Origin of the sequence: Lentibacillus sp. CBA3610 (assembly GCF_013373365.1) — a bacterium.
Lineage (GTDB): Bacteria > Bacillota > Bacilli > Bacillales > Amphibacillaceae > Lentibacillus.
In genome coordinates this window covers 298,768-321,479 of the sequence record NZ_CP035925.1, presented here as the reverse complement: position 1 = coordinate 321,479, position 22,712 = coordinate 298,768, and the positions used below count along the sequence as shown (strand labels likewise).

General features: G+C 42.5%; 22 protein-coding genes. 3 read left to right on the top strand and 19 right to left on the bottom strand.

From position 1 onward, the window contains the following. Positions 1-581 precede the first annotated feature (581 nt). The 4 genes from Len3610_RS01665 to Len3610_RS01650 form a co-directional block, all read right to left on the bottom strand. Complete coding sequence (locus tag Len3610_RS01665; RefSeq protein ID WP_176446420.1) at positions 582-2,489, bottom strand: ABC transporter permease; 1,908 nt, start codon at positions 2,487-2,489, stop codon at positions 582-584. Further along, the gene (locus tag Len3610_RS01660) at positions 2,464-3,228 is read right to left on the bottom strand and encodes an ABC transporter ATP-binding protein (RefSeq protein ID WP_303699857.1); all 765 of its coding nucleotides are present in this window, start codon (positions 3,226-3,228) and stop codon (positions 2,464-2,466) included. Before Len3610_RS01660 ends, Len3610_RS01665 begins: the two co-directional genes overlap by 26 nt. Before the next feature lie 103 nt (positions 3,229-3,331). Further along, the gene (locus Len3610_RS01655) at positions 3,332-4,333 is read right to left on the bottom strand and encodes a sensor histidine kinase (protein WP_176446418.1); all 1,002 of its coding nucleotides are present in this window, start codon (positions 4,331-4,333) and stop codon (positions 3,332-3,334) included. Beyond that, the gene (locus Len3610_RS01650) at positions 4,330-5,037 is read right to left on the bottom strand and encodes a response regulator transcription factor (RefSeq protein ID WP_176446417.1); all 708 of its coding nucleotides are present in this window, start codon (positions 5,035-5,037) and stop codon (positions 4,330-4,332) included. Before Len3610_RS01650 ends, Len3610_RS01655 begins: the two co-directional genes overlap by 4 nt. A 340-nt stretch (positions 5,038-5,377) precedes the next feature. On the opposite strand from Len3610_RS01650, the gene Len3610_RS01645 reads away from it, so the two are divergent. After that, the gene (locus Len3610_RS01645) at positions 5,378-6,292 is read left to right on the top strand and encodes a zinc dependent phospholipase C family protein (RefSeq protein WP_176446416.1); all 915 of its coding nucleotides are present in this window, start codon (positions 5,378-5,380) and stop codon (positions 6,290-6,292) included. Between the two features lie 61 nt (positions 6,293-6,353). On the opposite strand, the gene Len3610_RS01640 is transcribed toward Len3610_RS01645, so the two are convergent. The 4 genes from Len3610_RS01640 to Len3610_RS01625 all read right to left on the bottom strand — a co-directional run bounded on the left by Len3610_RS01640 (position 6,354) and on the right by Len3610_RS01625 (position 9,583). Next, the gene (locus Len3610_RS01640; RefSeq protein ID WP_176446415.1) at positions 6,354-6,506 is read right to left on the bottom strand and encodes a hypothetical protein; all 153 of its coding nucleotides are present in this window, start codon (positions 6,504-6,506) and stop codon (positions 6,354-6,356) included. A gap of 53 nt (positions 6,507-6,559) precedes the next feature. After that, the gene (locus Len3610_RS01635; RefSeq protein WP_176446414.1) at positions 6,560-7,831 is read right to left on the bottom strand and encodes an MFS transporter; all 1,272 of its coding nucleotides are present in this window, start codon (positions 7,829-7,831) and stop codon (positions 6,560-6,562) included. Positions 7,832-8,020: 189 nt separating this feature from the next. After that, positions 8,021-8,254 (bottom strand): IDEAL domain-containing protein, encoded by a 234-nt coding sequence (locus Len3610_RS01630; RefSeq protein WP_176446413.1) that lies wholly within the window; start codon positions 8,252-8,254, stop codon positions 8,021-8,023. 129 nt (positions 8,255-8,383) lie between these two features. Further along, positions 8,384-9,583, bottom strand: a complete 1,200-nt coding sequence (locus Len3610_RS01625) for an MFS transporter (RefSeq protein ID WP_176446412.1) — start codon at positions 9,581-9,583, stop codon at positions 8,384-8,386. Positions 9,584-9,788: 205 nt separating this feature from the next. Between Len3610_RS01625 and Len3610_RS01620 the strand changes: the two genes are divergently transcribed. After that, positions 9,789-10,655 carry a cation diffusion facilitator family transporter gene (locus Len3610_RS01620; RefSeq protein ID WP_176446411.1) on the top strand — a complete coding sequence of 289 codons (867 nt, stop codon included), beginning with the start codon at positions 9,789-9,791 and terminating at the stop codon, positions 10,653-10,655. 61 nt (positions 10,656-10,716) lie between these two features. Here Len3610_RS01620 and Len3610_RS01615 read toward each other — a convergent pair whose 3' ends face one another. Beyond that, positions 10,717-11,010: an AzlD domain-containing protein gene (locus tag Len3610_RS01615; RefSeq protein ID WP_176446410.1), complete on the bottom strand. Its 294-nt coding sequence runs from the start codon at positions 11,008-11,010 to the stop codon at positions 10,717-10,719. Next, positions 11,007-11,735, bottom strand: a complete 729-nt coding sequence (locus Len3610_RS01610) for an AzlC family ABC transporter permease (protein ID WP_176446409.1) — start codon at positions 11,733-11,735, stop codon at positions 11,007-11,009. The genes Len3610_RS01615 and Len3610_RS01610 overlap by 4 nt, the downstream gene beginning before the upstream one ends. A 528-nt stretch (positions 11,736-12,263) precedes the next feature. Between Len3610_RS01610 and nhaC the strand changes: the two genes are divergently transcribed. Continuing rightward, positions 12,264-13,628 carry a Na+/H+ antiporter NhaC gene (gene nhaC / locus Len3610_RS01605; RefSeq protein ID WP_176446408.1) on the top strand — a complete coding sequence of 455 codons (1,365 nt, stop codon included), beginning with the start codon at positions 12,264-12,266 and terminating at the stop codon, positions 13,626-13,628. Positions 13,629-13,769: 141 nt separating this feature from the next. Here nhaC and Len3610_RS01600 read toward each other — a convergent pair whose 3' ends face one another. The 9 genes from Len3610_RS01600 to Len3610_RS01560 all read right to left on the bottom strand — a co-directional run bounded on the left by Len3610_RS01600 (position 13,770) and on the right by Len3610_RS01560 (position 22,642). Continuing rightward, entirely contained in the window at positions 13,770-14,534 is a 765-nt protein-coding gene (locus Len3610_RS01600) for a cobalamin-binding protein (protein WP_176446407.1), read from the bottom strand. Between the two features lie 97 nt (positions 14,535-14,631). Then, on the bottom strand, positions 14,632-15,384 hold the full coding sequence (map, locus tag Len3610_RS01595; protein ID WP_176446406.1) for a type I methionyl aminopeptidase: 753 nt from the start codon (positions 15,382-15,384) through the stop codon (positions 14,632-14,634). 673 nt (positions 15,385-16,057) lie between these two features. Further along, positions 16,058-16,816 carry a (S)-benzoin forming benzil reductase gene (locus Len3610_RS01590; RefSeq protein ID WP_176446405.1) on the bottom strand — a complete coding sequence of 253 codons (759 nt, stop codon included), beginning with the start codon at positions 16,814-16,816 and terminating at the stop codon, positions 16,058-16,060. A gap of 115 nt (positions 16,817-16,931) precedes the next feature. Further along, positions 16,932-18,299 (bottom strand): dipeptidase, encoded by a 1,368-nt coding sequence (locus tag Len3610_RS01585; RefSeq protein ID WP_176449520.1) that lies wholly within the window; start codon positions 18,297-18,299, stop codon positions 16,932-16,934. Positions 18,300-18,531: 232 nt separating this feature from the next. Further along, positions 18,532-19,665 (bottom strand): bifunctional cystathionine gamma-lyase/homocysteine desulfhydrase, encoded by a 1,134-nt coding sequence (locus tag Len3610_RS01580; RefSeq protein WP_176446404.1) that lies wholly within the window; start codon positions 19,663-19,665, stop codon positions 18,532-18,534. A gap of 61 nt (positions 19,666-19,726) precedes the next feature. Further along, complete coding sequence (locus Len3610_RS01575) at positions 19,727-20,650, bottom strand: PLP-dependent cysteine synthase family protein (protein ID WP_176446403.1); 924 nt, start codon at positions 20,648-20,650, stop codon at positions 19,727-19,729. A 15-nt stretch (positions 20,651-20,665) separates the two neighbouring features. Continuing rightward, complete coding sequence (locus Len3610_RS01570) at positions 20,666-21,121, bottom strand: S-ribosylhomocysteine lyase (protein ID WP_176446402.1); 456 nt, start codon at positions 21,119-21,121, stop codon at positions 20,666-20,668. Positions 21,122-21,163: 42 nt separating this feature from the next. Further along, the gene (locus tag Len3610_RS01565) at positions 21,164-21,802 is read right to left on the bottom strand and encodes a class I SAM-dependent DNA methyltransferase (protein ID WP_176446401.1); all 639 of its coding nucleotides are present in this window, start codon (positions 21,800-21,802) and stop codon (positions 21,164-21,166) included. 153 nt (positions 21,803-21,955) lie between these two features. Then, the gene (locus tag Len3610_RS01560; protein WP_176446400.1) at positions 21,956-22,642 is read right to left on the bottom strand and encodes a YhcN/YlaJ family sporulation lipoprotein; all 687 of its coding nucleotides are present in this window, start codon (positions 22,640-22,642) and stop codon (positions 21,956-21,958) included. Between the last annotated feature and the right edge of the window lie 70 nt (positions 22,643-22,712).

Here is a 22,712-nt window from a genome sequence, read left to right as displayed (position 1 = left end):
ATGCAGCACATAATCAGCTAAAACGGCAGAGAGAGGCCTTCTCTCTGACCAAATGCGGTACATAATCAGCTAGAACGTCAGAGAGGGGCCTTCTCTCTGCCATAACGCAGCACATAATCAGTTAAAACGGCAGAGAGGGGCCTTCTCTCTGCCATAACGCAACACATAATTAGCTGGTACGTCAGAGAGGGGCCTTCTCTCTGCCATAACGCAACACATAATTAGCTAGAACGTCAGAGAGAGGGGTTTTCTCTGCCATAACGCGGTGCATAATCAGCTGGAACGTCAGAGAGGGGTTCTCTCGGGGGCAGACCCATGTCCCACCAACACTATATTTAGTTAATTTGCTAACACCAAAAATATTATATAAAAAGTGCATAAACCCCCATTAAACTAAGCTATATTTTAGCAACTCTTATTTTAATTGAAAAACCATTAAATCCAAACTTCAGTACACTCCCTATCAAAATGACAACCGCTAAGAAAAAAGACGCATAGCGATAATCAACGCAGCTTGTTCCAACAAAATAACCTTCCTTTATGATATCCGTTTCAAATGAGCTATATAATGCAAAGGAGCACTATAACACTGCTCTTCTTATCTGCTTCGTATAATAATAGCGTACAACAAGGAAATAGGTGATCTGGATCAGTGTAAACGAACCAAGCACCATCGCCGATTCGGTGACAAGATTGTAATCAAATAAATTTGACAGCGCGGTCAGGGCAACGGCTCCGTGAATCAAAGCGACAACAATCGGTGCAAAAAACAGAAGCGCTGTCTGACGGTTGATCACTTTTTTCAGTTCATTTTCGGTTAAGCCCATTTTGGCAATCGTCTTAAACTTCGCCCTATCCTGGTCAAGATCTGAGTATAACCGGAAATACAGGAAGCTTCCGGCCGATACAAAAAACACAATCCCGATAAACAGACCGATAAACAATACAGGTCCAAAACTCTTATTGATGGTATAAATTTGATAATCAATCGCTTGGAATAAACCTGGCTGGAACTTATTCTGCAATATTCCCCCGGCTTCGATGATCGCATCCTCGGATCCTTCCGTCGCCTGCCAGACTATGTGCGTTTTTGTTTCAACTGGTGCCGGTAACGATTCGAATGTGTCATCATCAACAATATAATAGGAATACATTTCAGGCATTACAACCGTCGATATCAATCGTTCCGGCTGAATGTTCCGTCCACCCGCCAGTCCAATCGGAACATCCATCAGTCGTTCCTTTGGTGATGCACCTATCCAAATCTTTGAACTATCCGAGACGACAATCGCTTCACCTTCACCTGCATCAACTTTCTCCTCACCAAGAAGCCCGGCAAAACGATTAAAATCCGATTCTTTGGCAATCAAAACTTGTGGCCGTCCGCTGTTGTCCACTTCAAAATAATCCAATTCAACTGAAGCCTTTTCAGCCTGAACATCATAGTTGTTCAGTGTTTCATCAACCGTCTCGCTATGTTTCTGCAACTGGGATTCATCCGCTTTAAAAGGTGAGTACGTATACGTATATGGATTCATGTCTTTGACTTCTTTGGTCAAATACGACTGAAACCCATACAACGACCCAATCGCACTAAACGCAACAGTAGAAATAATCGCCACCATGAAAAATGTCCGGGCATTGTCCTTCATCCGAAATGACAGATCCGAGAAAAGCACCATATTGGTTTTCCGCCAAAAAACACCCTTGCTGCTCTTCAGCCGCCGGATCACGTAAACACTCAGCTGGGTGAACAATAAATACGTTCCAATTACCACCACGACAATAACCGGCAGCATGGCAATGATAACGCCCTGACCTCTCACATACAGAGCCGTAGCGTAACCGGCAGCAAGCAGCACCGCAGCCACAATCCCCAGCGTGACAGACGCTTTCGGTTCACCTTTCGACTGTTTGTCCCCCTTGATCAAATCGACTAATTTCCGGGTCCGGAGAATAAATGAGACAAACAGCGAAATGAACAAGAAAAGCACAATAAACGACACAAACGTTACGACAATGGCCCACAATGGAAAATAGAAATTTAGTGTTTCATCAATCACCAGTACATTTTCCGCAAGCAGAAGAATTGCCTTAGCAAACACAAGGCCCAGCAAAATCCCGCTTAAGGTCGCGAAAAAGCCGATCAGCATATTTTCCATAAATACCATCAAACGAATCTGCCTTGTGGACATCCCCTGCATCATCAAGAGACCAAATTCCTTTTTCCGGGATTGTAAAAATGAGCTCATCGAATACAGCACAAAGAAAAAGGAAAAAACATAAATGATCCCGCCTGCGATTGACATGCCATACAATACTTCGAACCTGATCGATCCTTCAGAGAATCCTTCAAAGAACGCAGGATGAAAAGCAAAAATGGCAAATGTAAAGAAAACCATCACTGTAAACAGACTGCTAAAAAAATAAGCAGCATACAGACGCTTATTGCGAATGACATTATTAATCGCGAACTGACGAAAAGTCACTGTCATCCCCTCCCATCAAGGAAAGCGTATCAATGATGCTCTGAAAAAACGTCTGCCGGCTTTCCCCGCGGTGAATCTCCGAATAAAATTTTCCATCCCGGATAAATACAACCCGGTCCGCATAACTTGCCGCCTGCGGATCATGCGTGACAAGCATCATCGTTGTATTTTCTTTTTTATTCAGCGTCTCAAGCATACCCATGACATCTTTGGATGCCTTGGAATCAAGGTTTCCTGTCGGCTCATCAGCAAGAAGCAATTTGGGCTGATGAATCATCGCTCTGGCAATTGCTGCCCGCTGTGCCTGCCCGCCGGAAATCTCATGAACTCGCTTGCCCATGATATCGGGAATGCTCAGTTTCTCAGCAATATCCTCAGCTTTCTGTTTCATCTCCTTTACACGCTTACCGTCCAATGTCAGTGGGAGGACCATGTTTTCCTCCACGGTCAATGTATGAAGAAGATTAAATTCCTGAAAGACAAACCCAAGTTCACGCCGGCGGAACTTCGCCAGTTCATTCCGGCTGAGGGTATGCGGATTGTCATCTTCTATCAGCACTTCACCAGTTGTCGGTTCATCAATTGTGGCCACCATATTCAGAAGTGTTGTTTTTCCGCTCCCCGATGGCCCCATGATGGCGACAAACTCTCCTTTACGAATGAACAAATCGATGTTTGACAGGGCGCGATACGCTACTTTGCCTTCATATACTTTACTTACATTTTTAACTTGAAGCATGTTCATACCCCTTTCACCGGGTCTCCAGCAACACCCGGATTATATCTGACTTTAGTGTATCGCTCACTACCCTTACAAACGATCGATTGGTCTTTCATTTAGCTTACATTTTTGTAATGTTTTGGGCCGGTGAAAAAATAATACGGAATGTTGTTCCCTTACCGGCATTGCTTTCCATTTCGACGCCGTGCCCCAAGTAACCAGCCACCTCTTTAACGAGAAACAGACCCATACCAGTGGATTCCCGATAATTGCGTCCATTTTCACCGGTATAAAACGCATTGAAAATCCGATTCCTGTCTTCTTCGGGGATACCGATGCCAAAATCATTCACTTCAAAAATAGCCGCTCCATGTCGTTCGTACAAGGAAATCATAATTTGTTTACTTTTTCCGGCTGAATATTTTACAGCATTTTGAATGATCTGTGTCATCATGAATAACAGCCACTTCTCATCCGATTCAACTGTAATACCGTCTTGCTCCTTTTCCAGTTTCGGGTATACTTCATTGCGAATGAAGAAACGTTTGTTGTCCTGGTTAACATCATGGATCAGGTTTTCCAATACGACCGGCTTGATTCGGAAATCCTGCTCAATCGTACGAAGACGTGCCATGTACAGTACGGTATTCAACCCCGTCTTGATACGCTCTGTTTCTTCACGAATGTTCGATGAATCGGGTTCATCAAAATCCTGGGCAGTCAGCTCGATGACCGACAGCGGTGTTTTCATTTGGTGAACCCAGCGATCAATGAACGTCATATGCTCTTCCTTCTGTATTTCTGTTTCACCAATCCGCTGCTCGTACAACCTGTACTGCGACTTCAGTAATCGATTAAGTGCTTCAGCAATCGGTAACTGATCCGTTTCCTGCAATGATTCATCAAGTGTTGCCATTGGTCTCTCAAGTCTTTTATAAAAATTGCGCCCTGACACATAACGGTAAACAAGATAACCGCCCAATAAAAAGAACCCCAGAAAAATAGCATAGAGCACAATGCTGATATCCTGGTAGCCATTCAGCCAAAGTATTAACAAAATGAGGCCAAACTGAACAACTTGTAACCCGATAAGTAATTGGTGATCTTTCAGGAAAAGCTTCATGCATGCTCCGCCCCGTCCCATGTCACATGAAGCCGGTAGCCTGCTCCCCGGACTGTTTCCACAGCGTCAGTAATTCCAAGCTCCTGAAACTTTTTCCGAACACGTGTCATATTAACGTTAAGCGTGTTTTCATCCACATATGTATGTTCATCCCATAACTTCTCTAAAAGATCCTCACGACCAGCCACACGAGGGTATCTATCCATTAGACTTTCAATAACATCCGCTTCGTTTTTGGTAAGCGATACCGCAGCCGTTCCAAATCTGAGCTCCATACGTTCCGGAAATAACTTCAGTCCATTCTTTTGTATGATCCGTTCTTTTGATCCCGCAGCATATTCTCCATAAGCCCGCCGTAATTGACTGCGGATTTTTGCCATAACCACATCCGGATGGAATGGTTTGGTGATAAAATCATCCCCTCCATTCTCCAACGCCATCACCTGATCCATCTCTCCGGTTCTGGCGGAGATAAAAATGACCGGACAAATCGATTCACGACGAATTTGCCGGCACCAGTAAAAACCGTCAAAGCGGGGCAGATTGATGTCAAGAAGCACCAAATCCGGCCAAAATTGGTTAAAATCACGCATAAGATTTTCAAAATCATCAACGGTGAAAACATCATATCCGTATTTTTCGATAAAATCATACAAATAACCGGCTAATTTTGGGTCATCTTCAACAATCATAATTTTTTCCACGACCAACCCTCATTTCACACTATGTTTTGGTATGATTATAACATTTTAAAGATATTTTGCTTTAAGTCTTCAGAGCAAGTTACCTCGATTGCAATGTTTGTGTTTTTTAATAGAAGTGATGAATTTTGGTCACAAAATAGTAAGTATTACGGGATGTTTTCTCACCCATTTTCTTTTATACTATATGAAAAGCGAAACTTCATTTAGCGGAGTGGTTTTATTCGCTTAATGTTAGTTGAGCCGAATCGGACATTTACGGTCAGTTAGCCGCCGTGTTTTGGCGGGTTACTGACCATTTCATGCGGGATAAAGGATCGTATAGGCAGGGGGGATTCTCATCATGCCAAATATTTGGACACATATACTTTTTTGTGAAAATGTGGTGGATTCAATTGAAAACCCTAATTCGTTTTTACATTATGAAGCAGACATGAAATTGGGAGCTCAAGGACCGGATCCTCTTTTTTATTATAATTTTTGGCCATGGATTAAACATGAGCCCGTAAATGATATCGGATTAAAATTGCATCGGGAGAAATGCGGTGAATTCCTGCTGGATATCATTGAAAAAGCCAGGAATATGAACGATATTGTGCAGGCGTATGTGTTCGGATTCGTGACCCACCATATACTTGATCGCAATGCTCATCCCTATATTCATTATAGGGCCGGATACGAAGGCAGTAAACACCAAAAATTGGAAACTATAATTGATACATTGATGATGTCAAAATACCATCATTTAAAGACATGGAAAGGACATGTATTCAACGAGATTGATGTTGGCAGCAGGCTCGATAAGGATACCGCTGAATCACTGCACAAAACAATCGCAGACCATTATCCCGAGGTGGATCAGGAAACCTCAGCATATATTCAAAAAGCTTATCGTGATATGAAATTAGCTTTAAAATTGCTTTCTGATCCTTACGGCTGGAAAAATGCACTGTTCAAGCAATTAATTTCACCCTTTTCACACCAGCCCATCAATGATGACGTTGATTATTTGAACCTGGATCATACAACCTGGTATCATCCAGCTACTAAGGAACCCAGTTCAAAAAGTTTTGTCGATTTATACAATCAGGCTTGGACAGAAGGTATCGAAACCATGACAGAAGTGATTCGTTATTGGAATAAAGCGGATTCGATTCAAAAAACCAGATTGCCTGATTTGATAGGCCATATCTCATATGATACCGGTAAACCACTTACACTGAACCTTGAGAACAGATACAGCGAGCCGATTGTTTAGCCACAAAAAAACGAAAGCTTTCACCCTGAAATCATACGGTGAAAGCTTTCGTTGGTTAAAACTATTTAAACAATTTGCCAAGTAATTTCCCTGTTCCTTTGCCAGCAACTCTGCGGCCGACTCTTCTGCCGACCCTCCCTCTTTTGACTGCATTGACATCACCCAGAATTTTGGAAATCGTATATAATGCTTTTCGTATATTATTAATTCGCATTTACCTCACCCTCTCGTATGTAACTGGCAGGAAGATCCCATTGATTTCAACCATTATTTAGCATACTCTTTCGCCTGCTGGACACCTTTTTCGATATTCACAAATCTTAGTAAAATGATACCTGCTATAAAAAATACAAGTAATGATATGATACCAAGTCTGCTTGATCCAGTCAGCTGGCCAACAATCCCAAAAAGGAATGGTCCAAAGACAGCTGCAAATTTTGACGAAATACCATAAAAGCCGAAAAACTCTGCTTTTTTGTTGACCGGCACCATCCGTCCGTAAATCGATCTGCTGAGCGATTGTGCCCCGCCCTGTACCATTCCGACACAAATAGCCAGTAAATAAAAATGCAGAGCAGTCGCCATGAAATAACCGAGAATAACAACGCCAAGATAAATATATAACGTTATATACAGCGCTCTTTTCGCTGTTATTTTTGTCGCCAGCCACCCAAAGAAGAACGTAAACGGAATACCGACAAATTGTGTGACTAAGAGGGCAATAATCAACGAATTAGAATCAATGCCAATACCGCGGCCATAGATTGTCGCCATTCTGATAATCGTTGATATACCATCATTATAAAGCCAAAATGCAATAAGAAAAATCAATAAATACTTAAACTGCTTTATTTCTTTAAATGTATTGACCACTCTGGAGAAACCGATTGCTACATAAGGTTTGTCCCGTTTAACCATTGTTTTTTTCTCTTCCTGGATATTCTTAAAAAGCGGGATCGAGAAAATGAACCACCATACGCCAACAGATGCAAATGAAAGCTGGCTGGCCGTCGTGACATCCGGTATGCCAAACCAGGAATAATTCGTAATCATCAAAATGTTAATCGCCAGTAATACGCCGCCGCCTATGTAACCATATGCAAAACCGCCGGATGATAATTTATCCATCTCGTCTTCATTTTTGGCAATCTCCGGCAAAAACGCATCGTAAAACACATTCGCACCCGAAAAGCCAATATTACCGATAATGAGCAAAAGAGAAGCAAACAGATAATCACCTTCACCGACAAATGCCAGCAAGACACTTGCAATGATTCCCATATAGGCAAAAAAACGCAGGAATTTCTTTTTTGCCGCAGAAAAGTCACTGATTGCCCCCAGTATCGGTGCTAAAATAGCAACAATTAAAACCGCAATCGACTGTGAATATCCCCAATAACTTTCCGCCAAACTTTCGTCCAGACCGACAGCAGCCACATCGTAATAAAAAACCGGAAGAACGGCAGCCATAATCGTCGTTGCAAATGCAGAATTCCCAAAGTCATATAGCATCCAGCTTAAATTCGTCTTTTTATTCATGGGTCCTCCCCCCCTTTTCCTACAGCATATCAGATATTCGATTTGCTAAGTTTAATTTTTTGTTAAGAATTATGGCTTTTTAAATAAATATTATAGAGCTCAGTTCTAAATAATAGTTCGGGAAATTCTGTAACATCACATGAAAAAAGCCTTACCAAACATCGGCAAGGCATTCTTGTTGAGTCCGGGTTATTCCCAGATGTAATTTCTGTATTCCTCACATAGCTGTCCGAATTTTTCTTTATCGCCTGTATCAATCGCATGATTTATAGCAGATTCCAGTTGCTGTTTATTCCAGCTAAAGCATATTTCATCCAACATTAATTGTGCTGATAGCTTCAATTCAAATGGGACTTCGCGTTTTGCTTCAATAACTGCTCCAGCATAACGGTAAAGCTGGTAGACCATTTTTTGTTTCTTCAATGGAACATTCCCCCTTGTTCCTTTTTTCCATTATCCTAAATTATTTAAATATTTGCAAGGAAAACTTTTTGGAAAATGAATTTTAAATCAGTGGAGCACTTCCTAATGATAGTTGAATGGTTCTTTCAGCTAGGGTTTTATATTACGATATCCCAAAAATCCGGCAACTAACGCAAATATAGCCAAAACACTCGCCATCCAGCTAATATTGCCCTTCATCAAAATTGCAATAACAGGAGGCCCTGCTGCAACGCCGATAAACCGCATGGCACTGTATATTGACGTCATCACACCGCGTACAGTTTTATCCATGCTTTCCGTAATCATCGCATCCAAACATGGGAGTGCCATACCTATACCGGTTCCACATACAAAGAAGATGGATAACAAATAGACAGGATGGTCCATAAATGGAATAACAGCTACCGAAGCACCAGTCAGCATAATGCCTGTAAATGTCACCCACTTCATGACGTTCAGATTATCTTTTATCTTCCTGCCGGTAATAAATGAAGCGACCGACAATGCCAGTAACGGTATAGCAAGAAGTATCCCTTTCCAAACACCCTCATAGTCATATTTCTCTTCCAGAATACTGGACAAATAAAAAAGAAATCCAAACAAAATAAACATTAATACCGCACCGATGATAAATACAGCAACCAGCCACTTGCCATGCTGTTTCAGAGTATCTTTTGCAAGACCTATGTATTCCTTGAAGCGGGTTTCACTTTTTTCACCGGATTTATTTTTAATAAGAAAAATGACCAGTAAAACAGAGATTGTACAAAACACCGGAATCGCATAAAATGGCAGATACCAAATAATCGCCGCGAGTGCTGCCCCGAGTATTGGACTTAACACTTTCCCCACTGTATTAGAGGTTTCAATTATACCAAGTGTTGTGCTCGCTTCCTTATCATCTTTGAATAGATCGCCAACAAATGGAATCACAATTGGAAAAGCACCTGATGACCCTATACCTTGCAATATTCTTCCGGCCAAAATAAGCAAAAATGGATCATCCATCATTTGTGATGCCAATCCGGCGACCAATCCTCCCACACCAGTAATAATTAAAGAAGGAATGATGATTTTTTTCCGCCCAAACCGATCCGATAAAAATCCTGCTACTGGAATTAAAAAAATGGCCACTACTGAGTAGGCCGTAATAATGTAGCTTGATTGAAGTTTCGAAATACCCAGTTCCTGCTCCATAACCGGCAAAATAGGAATGAGCATTGAATTTCCCAGTGTCATAATCAGTGGTATTGATGCCAAAGATATAACTGCCCAACGTTTTTCCTGCTCTTCTTGATGGTCGACCATAATCTTTCTCCTTCTTATATATAATCCTAAAATTACTATTTACTTGTGCGCCAAATTTATTCCTGTCTTTTAATAAGCGGAAAAGAAAATCAGGCACAATATATAGACGGGAACCTTAACGTTTTTCTGGACTCATCAGTTATAACTCTGTTAGACTCTAGCTTGACTTGCCAGTTAAAATAGTTGTTCAGATGGAGGCTATTTCATGGAACAGGCAGATAATTTAAAAAAAGGAGAAAAAGGTGCCTGGCTCAGCATCTGTGCTTATGTTGTTTTGGCAGCAGTGAAATTGATCATTGCCTCGGTTGGAAACTCTCAAAGCTTGTGGGCAGACGGGTTAAACAACATAACTGACATCGTCGCCTCCGTTGCGGTATTAGTCGGTCTTAAAATTTCACGGAAACCTCCTGATGCCGATCATCACTATGGTCACTATAGAGCAGAAACGATTGCGTCTCTGTTTGCAGCATTTATTATCGTAACGGTCGGTATCCAAGTCATTATAAACACATTTGAACAATTAATTGCTGGTGAAAGTGCCCAGCCAGGCATGCTTACCGCCTGGACCGCACTTGGAGGAGCTGTTGTGATGTTTTGCGTATATCGCTATAATCTGTCACTTTCGGAAAAAATTGGCAGCAGCTCACTCTATGCCGCCGCCCAGGATAACCGCTCAGATGCCTATGTCAGTATTGGAGCGTTTATCGGCATCATTGGTGCACAATTCGGGCTTTTCTGGCTTGACCCATTTGCCGGATTAGTTGTCGGCATTATTATTTGTAAAACAGCATGGGATATTTTTAGAGATGCAACACACAACTTAACGGATGGATTTGATGAACACCAAATCAAGACAATAAAGACGAGCATTGGCAAGGTGCCTGAGGTCAAGGAAGTAGTGGATATAAAGGGAAGAAGACATGGCAATCAGGCATTTATCGATATTACAATCCGCGTTAACCCCGATTTAAATGTCAAAGAAAGCCATGCCATAACAGAAAACATTGAGACATTTCTCCGGGAACAACACAACATAACGTACGCACACATCCATATCGAACCCTATGAATAAGGTGAAACTTCATTCAGTGCGGTTTTTAGCATTTCGGTCCCCACTTAAGTGAGGACCTTTGTTACATAGTCAGCAAAAAAACTGTCAAAATAGCTCCGATAACGACTAAAATGACATTCAGGCCAAAGTATGCGAGAACAACAGCAACGGCCCCTCCAAGGAGGCCTATTAGCGGCTGATCAGGAATCACACTTAAAACCCCTGGAAAAATCAGCGCCCCAAGTGCTGCAAATGGAATCGCATTTAACCAGCGATTTATCCAATCGCGAAACTGCATTTTATCAACAATGAATGCCGGAATGACTCGGGGAATCATCGTTACAAGCGCCATACCTATAATAATTGCAATAATCATGACTCTTCCCCCTTAAGTAAAAATACCCCACTTAATCCGCCCAGCACCGTTCCAAACACAATTGCCCATCCTTCACTCATAAACTGACTGCACATGAGATTAATTAACATGGCGATAACGGCAACTACCCCAACACGCCATTCCTTTTTCACCGACGGGATAAGCAATCCAATAAACATCGCATATAAAGCGATACCCATACTTTGACTTAATTGTTCCGGAATAACTTCTCCAAGAATTCCTCCTAAAAAGGAGCCGGCTACCCAGGCGAAATAGGCTGTCAGTATAAGTGCTAAATAAAAATAAGCACCTTTCTCCATTTTTGCCTCATTTTTATGTAAAGACGATACGGCAAACGTTTCGTCTGTTAATCCCATCGATAAAGGCAATTTCCATTTGATTCCAAAACCCCGTAAGCGATTCATAAATGATAGACTCATGACAAAATGGCGGAAATTAAGGACAAAAGTTGCAACGACAATTTCGACAGCTCCCGCACCTACCGCAATCATATTCGCAGCCATCAATTGACTGGCACCGGCAAACACCATCACACTCATTGATGTTAATTCCGTCACTGACATTCCTGCCTGTTTTGCCAGCACGCCATATGTAATCGAAATCGGCAAATAACCAAGCATGATCGGAAAACCAACTGCAATTCCCCTCCGAACCATTTGTATTGCTGGGGATGATTTTTGTTTATCCAGTATTTCAGTATCCATTCCCGTCCCCCCAAGTAAGATTTAGACCATTATAACTTAACTTATATTGAAGAAAAAGTAATTGATTTCAGAAAAAATTTTCACATTGACAAATCATTATCATAACATGTATAGTCATTATTAATCATTTAGCTGAATATAAATCCGTGAATGCGAAGTAGAGTCATTGCCTGGCAGTTACAAGAGACGGGGCGGCTGGTGAAAGGCCCGGCAGGATTTGATTCGAATTACACATTCAGGCTTGGCGGATATTTTTTGAGTGGATGAGTTCCTTTAATCAGTGTGCAAAACCCGGCTTCTCCAATACAGATCAGGCGTTTTTGGCACTGTGTTGTGATACTCATCAATCAGGGTGGTAACGCGGAGTAAAGCTTCGTCCCTACTTGGGGATGAAGCTTTTTATTTTTAAAAGTCAGGAAAGTTTATTATTTCAGGAGCCGATTTCTTCAAGTTTGACTTCCGGCATCTGACCTCTGGAAAGACGGGGCGGCACTCGAGTTTTTCTTAACACTAAAGGGGGGTTTCATCATGTTTCCAATACAGCCAAAATATCATCCAGCTCTAAGTGAATCGATTTTATTCTTTATTTTAACAGTAGGTCTTATCAGTTATTTTCTTATTGGCTTAGGAACAGAGCCGCATGTTCCAATCTTGATTGCCTTGTTGCTGACAGTTGCGTACGGGCTTTTCCGGCGTATTTCGTACAAAGATCTTGAAGAGGGGATGATTGCTGGTGCCAGATCAGGTATGGCTGCCGTTTTCCTCTTTTTATTAATCGGGATTTTAATCAGCAGCTGGATGATCAGTGGAACAATACCTGTCCTGATCAGTACCGGCTTTACGTTAATTGGCGGAACATGGTTTTATGCGATTACATTTGCTGTTACAGCAGTCATTGGGGTCTCACTGGGCAGCTCACTGACAACTACCGCAACAATCGGGGTTGCATTTATCGGAATGGGGAGCGCCATGGATGCCTCGATGGCGATCACGGCCGGCGCAATCGTTTCCGGAGCATTTTTCGGTGATAAAATGTCGCCATTATCGGATACAACCAACCTGGCTTCTACGATTGTGAGAGTCGATTTATTCGACCACATTAAGCATATGAGCCTGACAACAATCCCGGCATTCTTAATTTCATTTATATTGTTTGCCATTCTTTCACCTGACGAAGCTATATCAGTGAGAAATCTTGATATGTATATGGCAGGCCTTGAAACAACCGGATTAATACACTGGACATCATGGATACCGCTCATCATCCTGGTTATGGCAACTATTTTTCGTATTCCGGCATTCATTTCGCTGGCTATCAGCAGTGTGATAGCGACGTTAATTGCAAGTATAACGAGCGGACTTTCCTGGACGGATATTTGGGCTATCTGGTTCAACGGCTATACAGCTGCAACCGGCTTTGAACCTGTTGACAGCTTGTTAACAAAAGGCGGCATCAACAGCATGCTGTTCACGATTTCACTTGTCATTTTGGCACTTGGGTTTGGCGGATTATTATTCGTGACCGGCATCATCCCATCCATTTTGTCTTCATTCCAGGAAAAACTGCAAAAAGTACGGACAATTGTTATATCAACAGCCGGAACAGCCATTGGTGTCAACGTGTTGATTGGTGAACAATATCTCTCTGTTATGTTAACCGGTGAAACATTTAAAGGCGTTTATCAGAAAGCAGGTCTATCCAATAAAGTTCTTTCCCGAACATTGGAGGATGCCGGAACAGTTATCAACCCGCTCGTCCCCTGGAGTGTCTGTGGCGTCTTTATCGCTGACGTTCTGGGGGTCCCGGTACTGACCTACTTGCCGTTTGCATTCTTCTGCCTGCTGAGTCCGCTCATTACGATGGTTTTTAGCGGAAGAGCATTGAAAAAGTAATTAGAACAATCAAAGGGAGATGCTTCTCCCTTTGTGCTGATTCTTTCTCTCTTCTGCCGATACCCCAGCTCTTCCGGTGATATTACTATACCTCTGCCAATATCTCGGAAAAAATTTAAAAAACCCCAAGTTCAGGGGTTTTTAGTCCAATATGGCTATCAATTTATGGAGCCCTTCCAGCAGTCTTGGTGACGGTCTGCAAAAAAGCGATTCTTCGAGAACATGAATATTATCCTCCTGAATAGCTTTCATATCCTCCCAACCAGGCCTCCTTCGTACAAGCTCCGGCCGCATTTTCGACTCTTTCACACCTACCCACACCATACAAATATGGTCGGGATCCCGTTCTTTTACATCATCCCAACCTGTCTGAACGCTCGCTTCATCTTCCGTATCAAAGATATTTCTGCCGCCTGCCAAACGGCTGATTTCAGTCAGCCAATTACTATTACCCGGGGTGAATATTGGCTTTGGCCACCACTCCCAATATAAAGAAGGTTTTTGTTTCCTCATTGCAGCCTGTTCACGTAAGCGTTCAATTTCTTCACGAAAAGCAGCCGCCTTCTTTTTACCTCGTTCTTTTTCACCTAATGCAATACCGACTGTCTCGATATCATCAGCAATATCATTCAATGAACTGGGGTTTAATATAATATAAGGCAATTTCCGTTCATCGAGGGCTTCAATATTTTTTTCCATGCCAGGAACGCTCAGTGATGCCAGTACTAAATCAGGATTTAATGCTTCCACCTTATCCATATCAATTGAGAGATCCGGGCCGACTTTCGATAATTCGAGAACGTCTGAGGGCCAGTCGGAATAATTATCAACACCAACCAGCAAATCAGTCTTACCAAGATATTCCACTACTTCCGTGTTACTCGGGCAAATTGAAACGACACGCACTTGCAGCTCCCCTTCCTGCAAAAGCTGAGTATTCAGCATAATATTACCTAAGATAAAACACTAAAGAAAATTGAATACATTTCCCCAAACCTTAAACTCACTTATCCTGATCCGTTGTCAATAACGGGCCATCTTTTGTAATAACTACCGTATGTTCATATTGTGCTGAGCGTCCTTGATCAACTGTGCGAGCTGTCCAATTATTGGAATCCATTTTGCTTTGCCAGCTGCCTTCATTAATCATCGGTTCGATTGTAATGACCATACCTTCTTTAAGCCGTGTTCCTTTATTTGGCAGCCCAAAATGAGGAATATGCGGTTCTTCATGCAAAGTCGGTCCAATACCATGTCCGGTAAAATCACGTACAACCGAAAAGCCTTCTCCTTCAGCATATGTCTGAATTGCATGCCCGATATCCCCGATTCGATTGCCTGACTGGGCCTGCTCAATCCCTTTGTATAGTGACGTTTTCGTAACATCCAAAAGTTTTTCGCCTGCTTCATCAAGTGCTCCAACTTTATACGTCCAAGCAGAGTCGGCCAGTCCCCCGTTCATGTTGACAACCATATCAATCGTGACAATATCGCCGTCAACGAGCTTTTCCTGCCGGGGAAAGCCATGGCATATTTCATCATTCACCGAGGCGCATGTAGCATATGGATAACCGCTAAAGCCTTTCTGTTCAGGTGTTGCGCCATGATCAGCCAGGAAATTTTCTACAAACGTGTCAATCTCCATTGTGGTGATTCCCGGTTTAATTATGTTAGCTATTTCCTTATGACATTTGACAAGTATGTCACCCGCAGCCTGCATTTTCTCAATTTCGCGTTGACTTTTACGTGTAATCATATCTTTCGTCCCCTTCTGCAAAATCTTCTTATGATATGAATATGCAAAAATTGCACGTTCCATCCAATTCACTTCAACAATTGTACCATAAAGTGAAACTTCATTCAGCGGAACGGGTCTCTCCGCTGAATGTTAGTTGAACAGAATCGGGGATTTAGGGTCAGTTGGCCGCCGTATTTTGGCGGATTACTGACCTTTATATCCGGGGAAAAGTGAAACTTCATTCAGTGGGGCGCTTTTAACCCACTGAATGTTAGTTGAACAGAATCGGGGATTTAGGGTCAGTTACGAACTCTTTTCAATGAAACGCCAAAGTTTTAGCTGGAAACGCCAAACAATCTTGCAAAAACGCCGAAGTTCAGAGTGAAAACGCCAAAGTTCTGAACAAAAATGCCGAACGTTGACAAGGAATCACCGAAGTTTAGAGAGCTAAACGCAACGACAGGGAATCGGTGAAATTCAGAGCAAAAACGCCAAACAGCAGCTTGTGCCGGGCGTTTTTGCTCAGTTCAGCGGACTTCCTCAAATTTGAGCGCCTGCAGTGCAAACAGCTGCATATCATTTCGGCTGCTATATGATTACTTTGCATTTCCTGGTTGTGCTCATGATAAAGAGGAATAAGAACAACTGAGCCACCAAGCAATTGAGACCGAGTAATCATTTCACCCAATATTTAAAAATAGTCGGCGACGTTATAGATTTTTCCATTAACGATACTGGTCTCATCTGTCAAAGTATCAACGAGCACGCCACCTACTGTATCAGTATCCTTCAGCTTATTATTTTCCTTATAACCACGGAACTGATCAACATCTCTAAATGCATCCTCATCGCTCTGACGAATTCTCTCCTGCATTTGGGTGTCCATAATCCCAGGACTGAATGCGATAACTTTACTTTGGGTTTTCAATTGATCCTGTTCCAACGCTGCCGTTTTCGTATACATATTAATACTGGCCTTCGAGGAACAATAGGCACTCCAGCCATATACAGGTCTTTCCGCTGCACCTGAGGAAATGGTTGTCCCAATAAATCTGACATCCTGCTCGGCAGCTTGTTTCAGAAATAAATTCGTTAATATGATTGGCACGGTCGTATTCACCTGGATGTGATGTGCTACATCAGCACTTTTTGTATTCATGGATTTATCAATCGGTTCCACCACCGCTGCATTGTTTATTAAATAAACCGTATCAGGCTGCCGGGAAAATATATCCTCGCTGATTTCCTGAAAGGTTTGCTCTGCTGTTTCCAGATCACCCAAATCAACGGAATAATGCTGGTAAGTAACATTATTTTCAGTTGCAAATGCCGTCAGTTTGTCATTCTTGCTGCGGGAGACCCCCACTACATGAATGCCTGAGTCCATCAATAGCTTAGCAAGGGATTCCCCTAACCCTTTCGAGACACCGGTAACGACTGCATATCGCATATAATAACCCCCTACACTTTCGTATCTAATTGTGTGTTACCCGATTTTTTTACATCAAAACAGCTTATATTTACAATAACCATTCAATCCGCGATGCAGGATAAAAACAATAACATTATGCATTGACTTCTGCCCAGTAGCGTACCAGTGTTTCCATACCTTTATCAAAACTGTCCAAAGGGAAACTTTCATTTGGTGAATGCAGTCGGTCATCCGGTGTACCGAATCCGAGTAAAACAATCGGAATATCGTAAATACCCTCGATCCATTCAACAACCGGGATAGACCCTCCCATTCGAACATAGACCGTCTCTTTTCCAAATGATTCAGTATAACTTTTGGCAGCTTTTTTGATTAGCGGATTATCAGGTTCAACCTTATACGCTTTAGCTGACAATTTTTCTTTCTTGACATCAACCGTTATACCGGATGGCGCAACCTTATGGACATGTTTTTCCAGCAGTTCCTGAATTTTTTCCGGGTCCTGACCGGGAACGAGCCGGCAGGTGATTTTTGCGGTTGCAGTTGACGGGATAATCGTCTTTGTCCCTTCTCCTTGATACCCACCGTACATGCCGTTTATTTCAAATGTCGGCCGGCCCATGGTGTGTTCTTTCGCCGTGTAGCCTTTTTCAGAGGCGGTTTCCGTTACGCCTGTTGCTTTCGGATAATCCTCGCCCTCTACATTTCTGATCAAATCCCGTTCATCATCGGAAAGCGGTTCAACACTATCGTAAAAACCATCAACCGTAACAACTTCTTCCTCGTTCTTCATGGATGCCAAAATGTGATTCAGTGCCATGATTGGGTTGCGGACTGCACCGCCATACATGCCTGAATGCAAATCATGATCAGGTCCGGTCACACTGATTTCGATGCCTGTGAATCCTTTCAGTCCATATAGAATCGTCGGCTGATTTTCGGCAACCATCCCTGAATCTGAAATGACGGCAAAATCAGCATGAAACTGTTCTTTTTTATCATGCAGCACATCGTAAAGGTTTTCACTGCCGATCTCTTCTTCACCTTCAATACAGACTTTTACATTTAACGGCAGTTTTCCCTCCGTATTCATATAAGCCTCAAAAACAGCCAGATGCATGAATACCTGTCCTTTGTCATCACTTGCACCACGAGCATATAAACGCCCATCCCGGACTTCGGGTTTAAACGGGTCACTCTTCCATTGATCGATCGGGTCGACAGGTTGCACATCATAATGACCGTAAAATAATACAGTCGGTGCTTCAGGGCCAGCCTGGTTATATTCAGCATATACCAGCGGATGACCGCCAGTATCCTGCTGTTCAACTTGATCAAATCCGATATCATTCAGATAGGATTCCAAAAAGTTTGCCGCTTCTTTAATATCATTTTTATGTACACTATCCGTGCTGACGCTTGGAATCGATAAAAACTGATTTAGCTTGTCCAGCAGCTGTTCACGGTTTTCGGATAAATACTGTAGTGCCTGCTTACTCATCGACTCATTCCTCCCATTCGTTTTGTTCCATTTTAGCATAAATTTTAGAATAAAAACGAATCGGAGTTCTGCTGATAATTCTTTTCTTCTGTCGATATAGTCTCTGTTCTGCTGATATTTTCCTTCTTCTGTCGATATCGCTTTTTTTCTGGTGATATTTCCCTCTCTTCTGCTCATATCTTAACTTTTCACCAGAAAAAAGACAGCCTTTCAAAAGACTGCCCGCAAAATATTATGCCAACGCTTGTGCCAAATCTTCAATCAGATCATCCGCATCTTCAATCCCGACTGATATACGAATCAACCCGTCCGTAATCCCCAGTTCCGCGCGTCTTCCTGCTGGGATCGAAGTATGTGTCATTTTTGCCGGAACCGAGATAAGACTTTCAACCGCTCCCAGACTCTCGGCAAGTGTGTAATAGTGCACACGGCTCAAAACCTTTTCGGCTTCATCTCCGCTTCCTGCATCGAATGAGACCATCCCGCCAAAACCAGCTGCCTGATTTTTAGCAATATCATGGCCTCTATGTGATTCAAGCCCAGGATAGTAGATGGTGCTTACCTTCTCATGTCCTTGCAGAAATTCCACCAGTTTCACTGTATTCCGTTCAATGGCTTCCATTCGAATGCCCAGCGTTTTGATACCACGCATAAGGAGCCATGAATCTTGTGGTCCTAGTACTCCTCCGGCTGAATTTTGAATAAAATGGATCTCTTCTGCCAAATCATCGGAATTCACTGCTAAAAGCCCTGCCACAACATCACTGTGACCACCTATATACTTCGTTGCACTGTGCAGTACAATGTCTGCACCCAGATTCAGCGGCTGCTGCCAATACGGTGTTGCAAAGGTATTGTCAACAATCAGCAGCAAGTTATGCTTTTTGGCGATTTCCTTCATTTTTGCAATATCCGTGATTTTTAACAGTGGATTTGTCGGCGTTTCAATAAACAGTGCCTTCGTATTTTCTTGAATGGCTGCTTCGACATCGTCCGGATAACTTGTATCCACATAGGAATGGCTCAGATTAAATCGGTTCAATACGTTGGTCATCAGGCGATAGGTGCCGCCATAGACATCGTCAGTCATAACAACATGGTCACCCGCTTCAAATAGCATCATGACCGATGTAATGGCAGCCATTCCGGAACCGAATGCAAAACCTGACTCGCCGTTTTCCAATTCAGCAATAACGTTTTCCAGCGCATGACGGGTTGGATTGCCGGTCCTGGAATATTCATAATCTCCCGGATTTCCTGCTGAATCTTGCTTATATGTGCTGACCTGGTATATTGGAACAGATACAGCACCTGTTTTGTCGTCCCCTGTTACACCACCATGAATCATCTTCGTTTTCGCACGCATATGCCATTCTCCCTTCCATTCACCCTAATTGGGATAAAGTGAAATTCGAACTGTGAGATTTCTACTGCCCATCAGAATAAATACCCTTACTCAAGTAACGATCACTGCCATCCGGAAAAATGGTGACAATAGTTGTTCCCGGTTTTGCATGTCTGGCCTCCTCCAGGGCAGCATACATTGCTGATCCGGATGAACTTCCGACAAGCAACCCTTCTTCTTTCGCCAATTGTGCCGTCAGTGAAAATGCATCCCGGTCTGTTACCGTATAAACGTCATCGACCAATGAATGGTCAAAAAAATCAGGCAAAAATTCCATGCCTATTCCTTCTGTTTTATGTGAACCAGGCTCTCCACCGGCAATAATTGATCCCTCGGGCTCCACAATCACAGACCGGATATCCGGTTTTTGCTCCTTCAGATATTTGGATGTTCCCATAAAAGTACCCCCGGATCCTGCGCCTGCCACAAAAACATCAATCTCACCATCAAGGTCATGCCATAATTCAGGTGCGATTGTTTTATAATATGCGTACGGATTTGCCGGGTTTGCAAATTGCTGTGGTGAAAAACTGTTTGGAATGTCATCCAGCAGCTGCTCAGTCTTCTCAATCGCACCCGCCATACCCTGATCACTCGGTGTATGAACAATCGTTGCGCCCAACGCTGTCATAAGCTGCTGTTTCTCAATACTAAATTGCTCCGGAACACAAAAGATAACCGATAAATCCTGATTCATTGCTGCCAGTGCCATCCCAATACCTGTATTTCCAGCAGTCGGCTCAATAATTGTTCCACCGGGTTCGATCTTCCCGCTGGACAATGCATTATTAATTAATTCAAGCCCCAAGCGATCTTTCACACTGCCGCCCGGATTATAAAATTCCAGCTTCGCATACAAACGAACGCCCTCTGGAAGGGAGAAATGGGTTATCTCTAATAACGGTGTGTCCCCAATTAACGCTTTAGTAGAATGATATATCGCCATCGTCTCAGGCACCTCTTACTCTGCAAAGACTTGCTGCCACTCATCTTTTTTATCCAGCATATCTTTTGCGATTGATTGTGCGCCTTCAAGACTGTGGTTGGCTGCCCAGCCGCACTGGACTTCATTGCATGCCGGCACTTCATCTGCTTCCATTACGTCCTGAAGCGTTTTTTCGAGTGCTTCCAGTACATCGTCATAACTGTCATTATTCAGGATGGACAAATAAAATCCTGTCTGGCATCCCATTGGGCCGATGTCCAGCACATTATCCATATGATTCCGGATGTTTTCGGCCATCAGATGCTCAATTGAATGCAATCCAGGCATATCCATATGCTCTTTATTCGGCTGTTTAAAGCGAATATCATATTTGTACACTTTGTCACCGCTTGACCCCGTTGTCACCCCAACAAGACGAACATATGGTGCTGCAACTTTTGTATGGTCCAGGTTAAAACTCTCCACATTCATTTTTCTCTGCCATCGTCAATCGCTCCCTCTTTAAAGTTATTTTTATTTTTTCACTGCCATTATCAACCAGGCGAAATCATTCATTTGTTCAAACGTAACATGAAAGCCGTTCGCTGTAAAAATGCGCCTCATTTCTGGCAATGTCGTATAATACTCGCGCTGCAAATCCTCCACTAAATCCGTAAACCCTTGATTCCGTGCTTTGTGTATCGCCCGTTCCTTATGTTCATCTGTTTCAAATACCGTGTCTGCAAACACAATTTTTCCCATAGGCTGCAGAAGCTCAGCATATTGCATAACAGCCTCATTCTTTTCAATATCTGTCAGATGATGGAAGGCAAAAGAACTTGCAATCGTGTGAACAGGTTCAACGGGTGTCGGATAATCAATGAAATCACCTTCAACCAGGGAAAGAGACGGAAGTTTGGCCGAAGCTTTTTCCCGCATAGCCGAAGATGGCTCTATTCCTGTCACCTGGCACCCGGAATCCAGCAGCTTTTTTGTTAAATTCCCGGTTCCGACACCAAATTCCAGTGTATTTCCGAAAGCACATTTTGCCACTTCACTTAGAATGATATCATAATTTTTGAAAACAGCTCTATATTGCGGATCAACCCCTGCGACACTGTCTTCATATGAGTCTGCCCAATCATCAAATAAGTCTAAAAACTCACGTCCCATCTATTGTCATCCCCAATGGTTATTATTTCATAGTATACGACTATGTTTAATATGGATTCTATGTATAGAATAGCAAATGTTGAATAAAATCGCAAAAAAATTGGGTGTACACATCATGTGTGCCACCCATTCATTTAATAAGCTGTTTGTTGTTTAATTATTATTTCCTTGCTGCGGGAAAATGCGTTCAATCATATTACCCATTTGATCGAATAACCCTTCAACCGGCTCACCACTATCGGCATCATCAGCATAATTGTTCGCTAAATCAAAGAAATCAGGGTTTGTTGAAACATATACATTGTCAACATCCGGATCAACCGTTCTCACAATTCCGGAGATTTCCTCTTTTACGGCGTCCGTTAATTCGCCGCCTTCATTGTTATTGTCATTATTGTTGGTTGTTCCATTAATGTTCGCGTTGTTATTGTTGTTCGTATTGTTGTTATTGTTGCCATTGTTGTTATCCTGGTCCAATTCGGCAGCTACATATGCATTATTATCTGTTTTTACCACATAGGCATTGTCAATACCGTCCACTTGATCGCTGATTCTCTCTGCAGCTTCATCGGCCAATTCATATTGATTCTCATTATTATTGTTTTGATTGTTTCCCTGTTCATCCGTGTTCCGTGTACGATTGCCATTGTTGAACTCATTGTTGTTATTCCGGTTGTTCATGTTATCTGTTCCCTGGTCATCATTACCAAAACGTGTTTGTTCAACATTGTCATTATTATTTTGCCCTTCGTCGGTTCCATTGTTCCCGTCATTGCCCGTGCCACAAGCAGCAAGAGCAAGTGTCGCTGCCAGCATCATGCTAAAAAGTTTCCATTTCATTATTTAAATCCTCCTTACTGTTTTGGGGTTAGTATGTAACAGTAAGATGAATTTATACGTTTTACAAAAA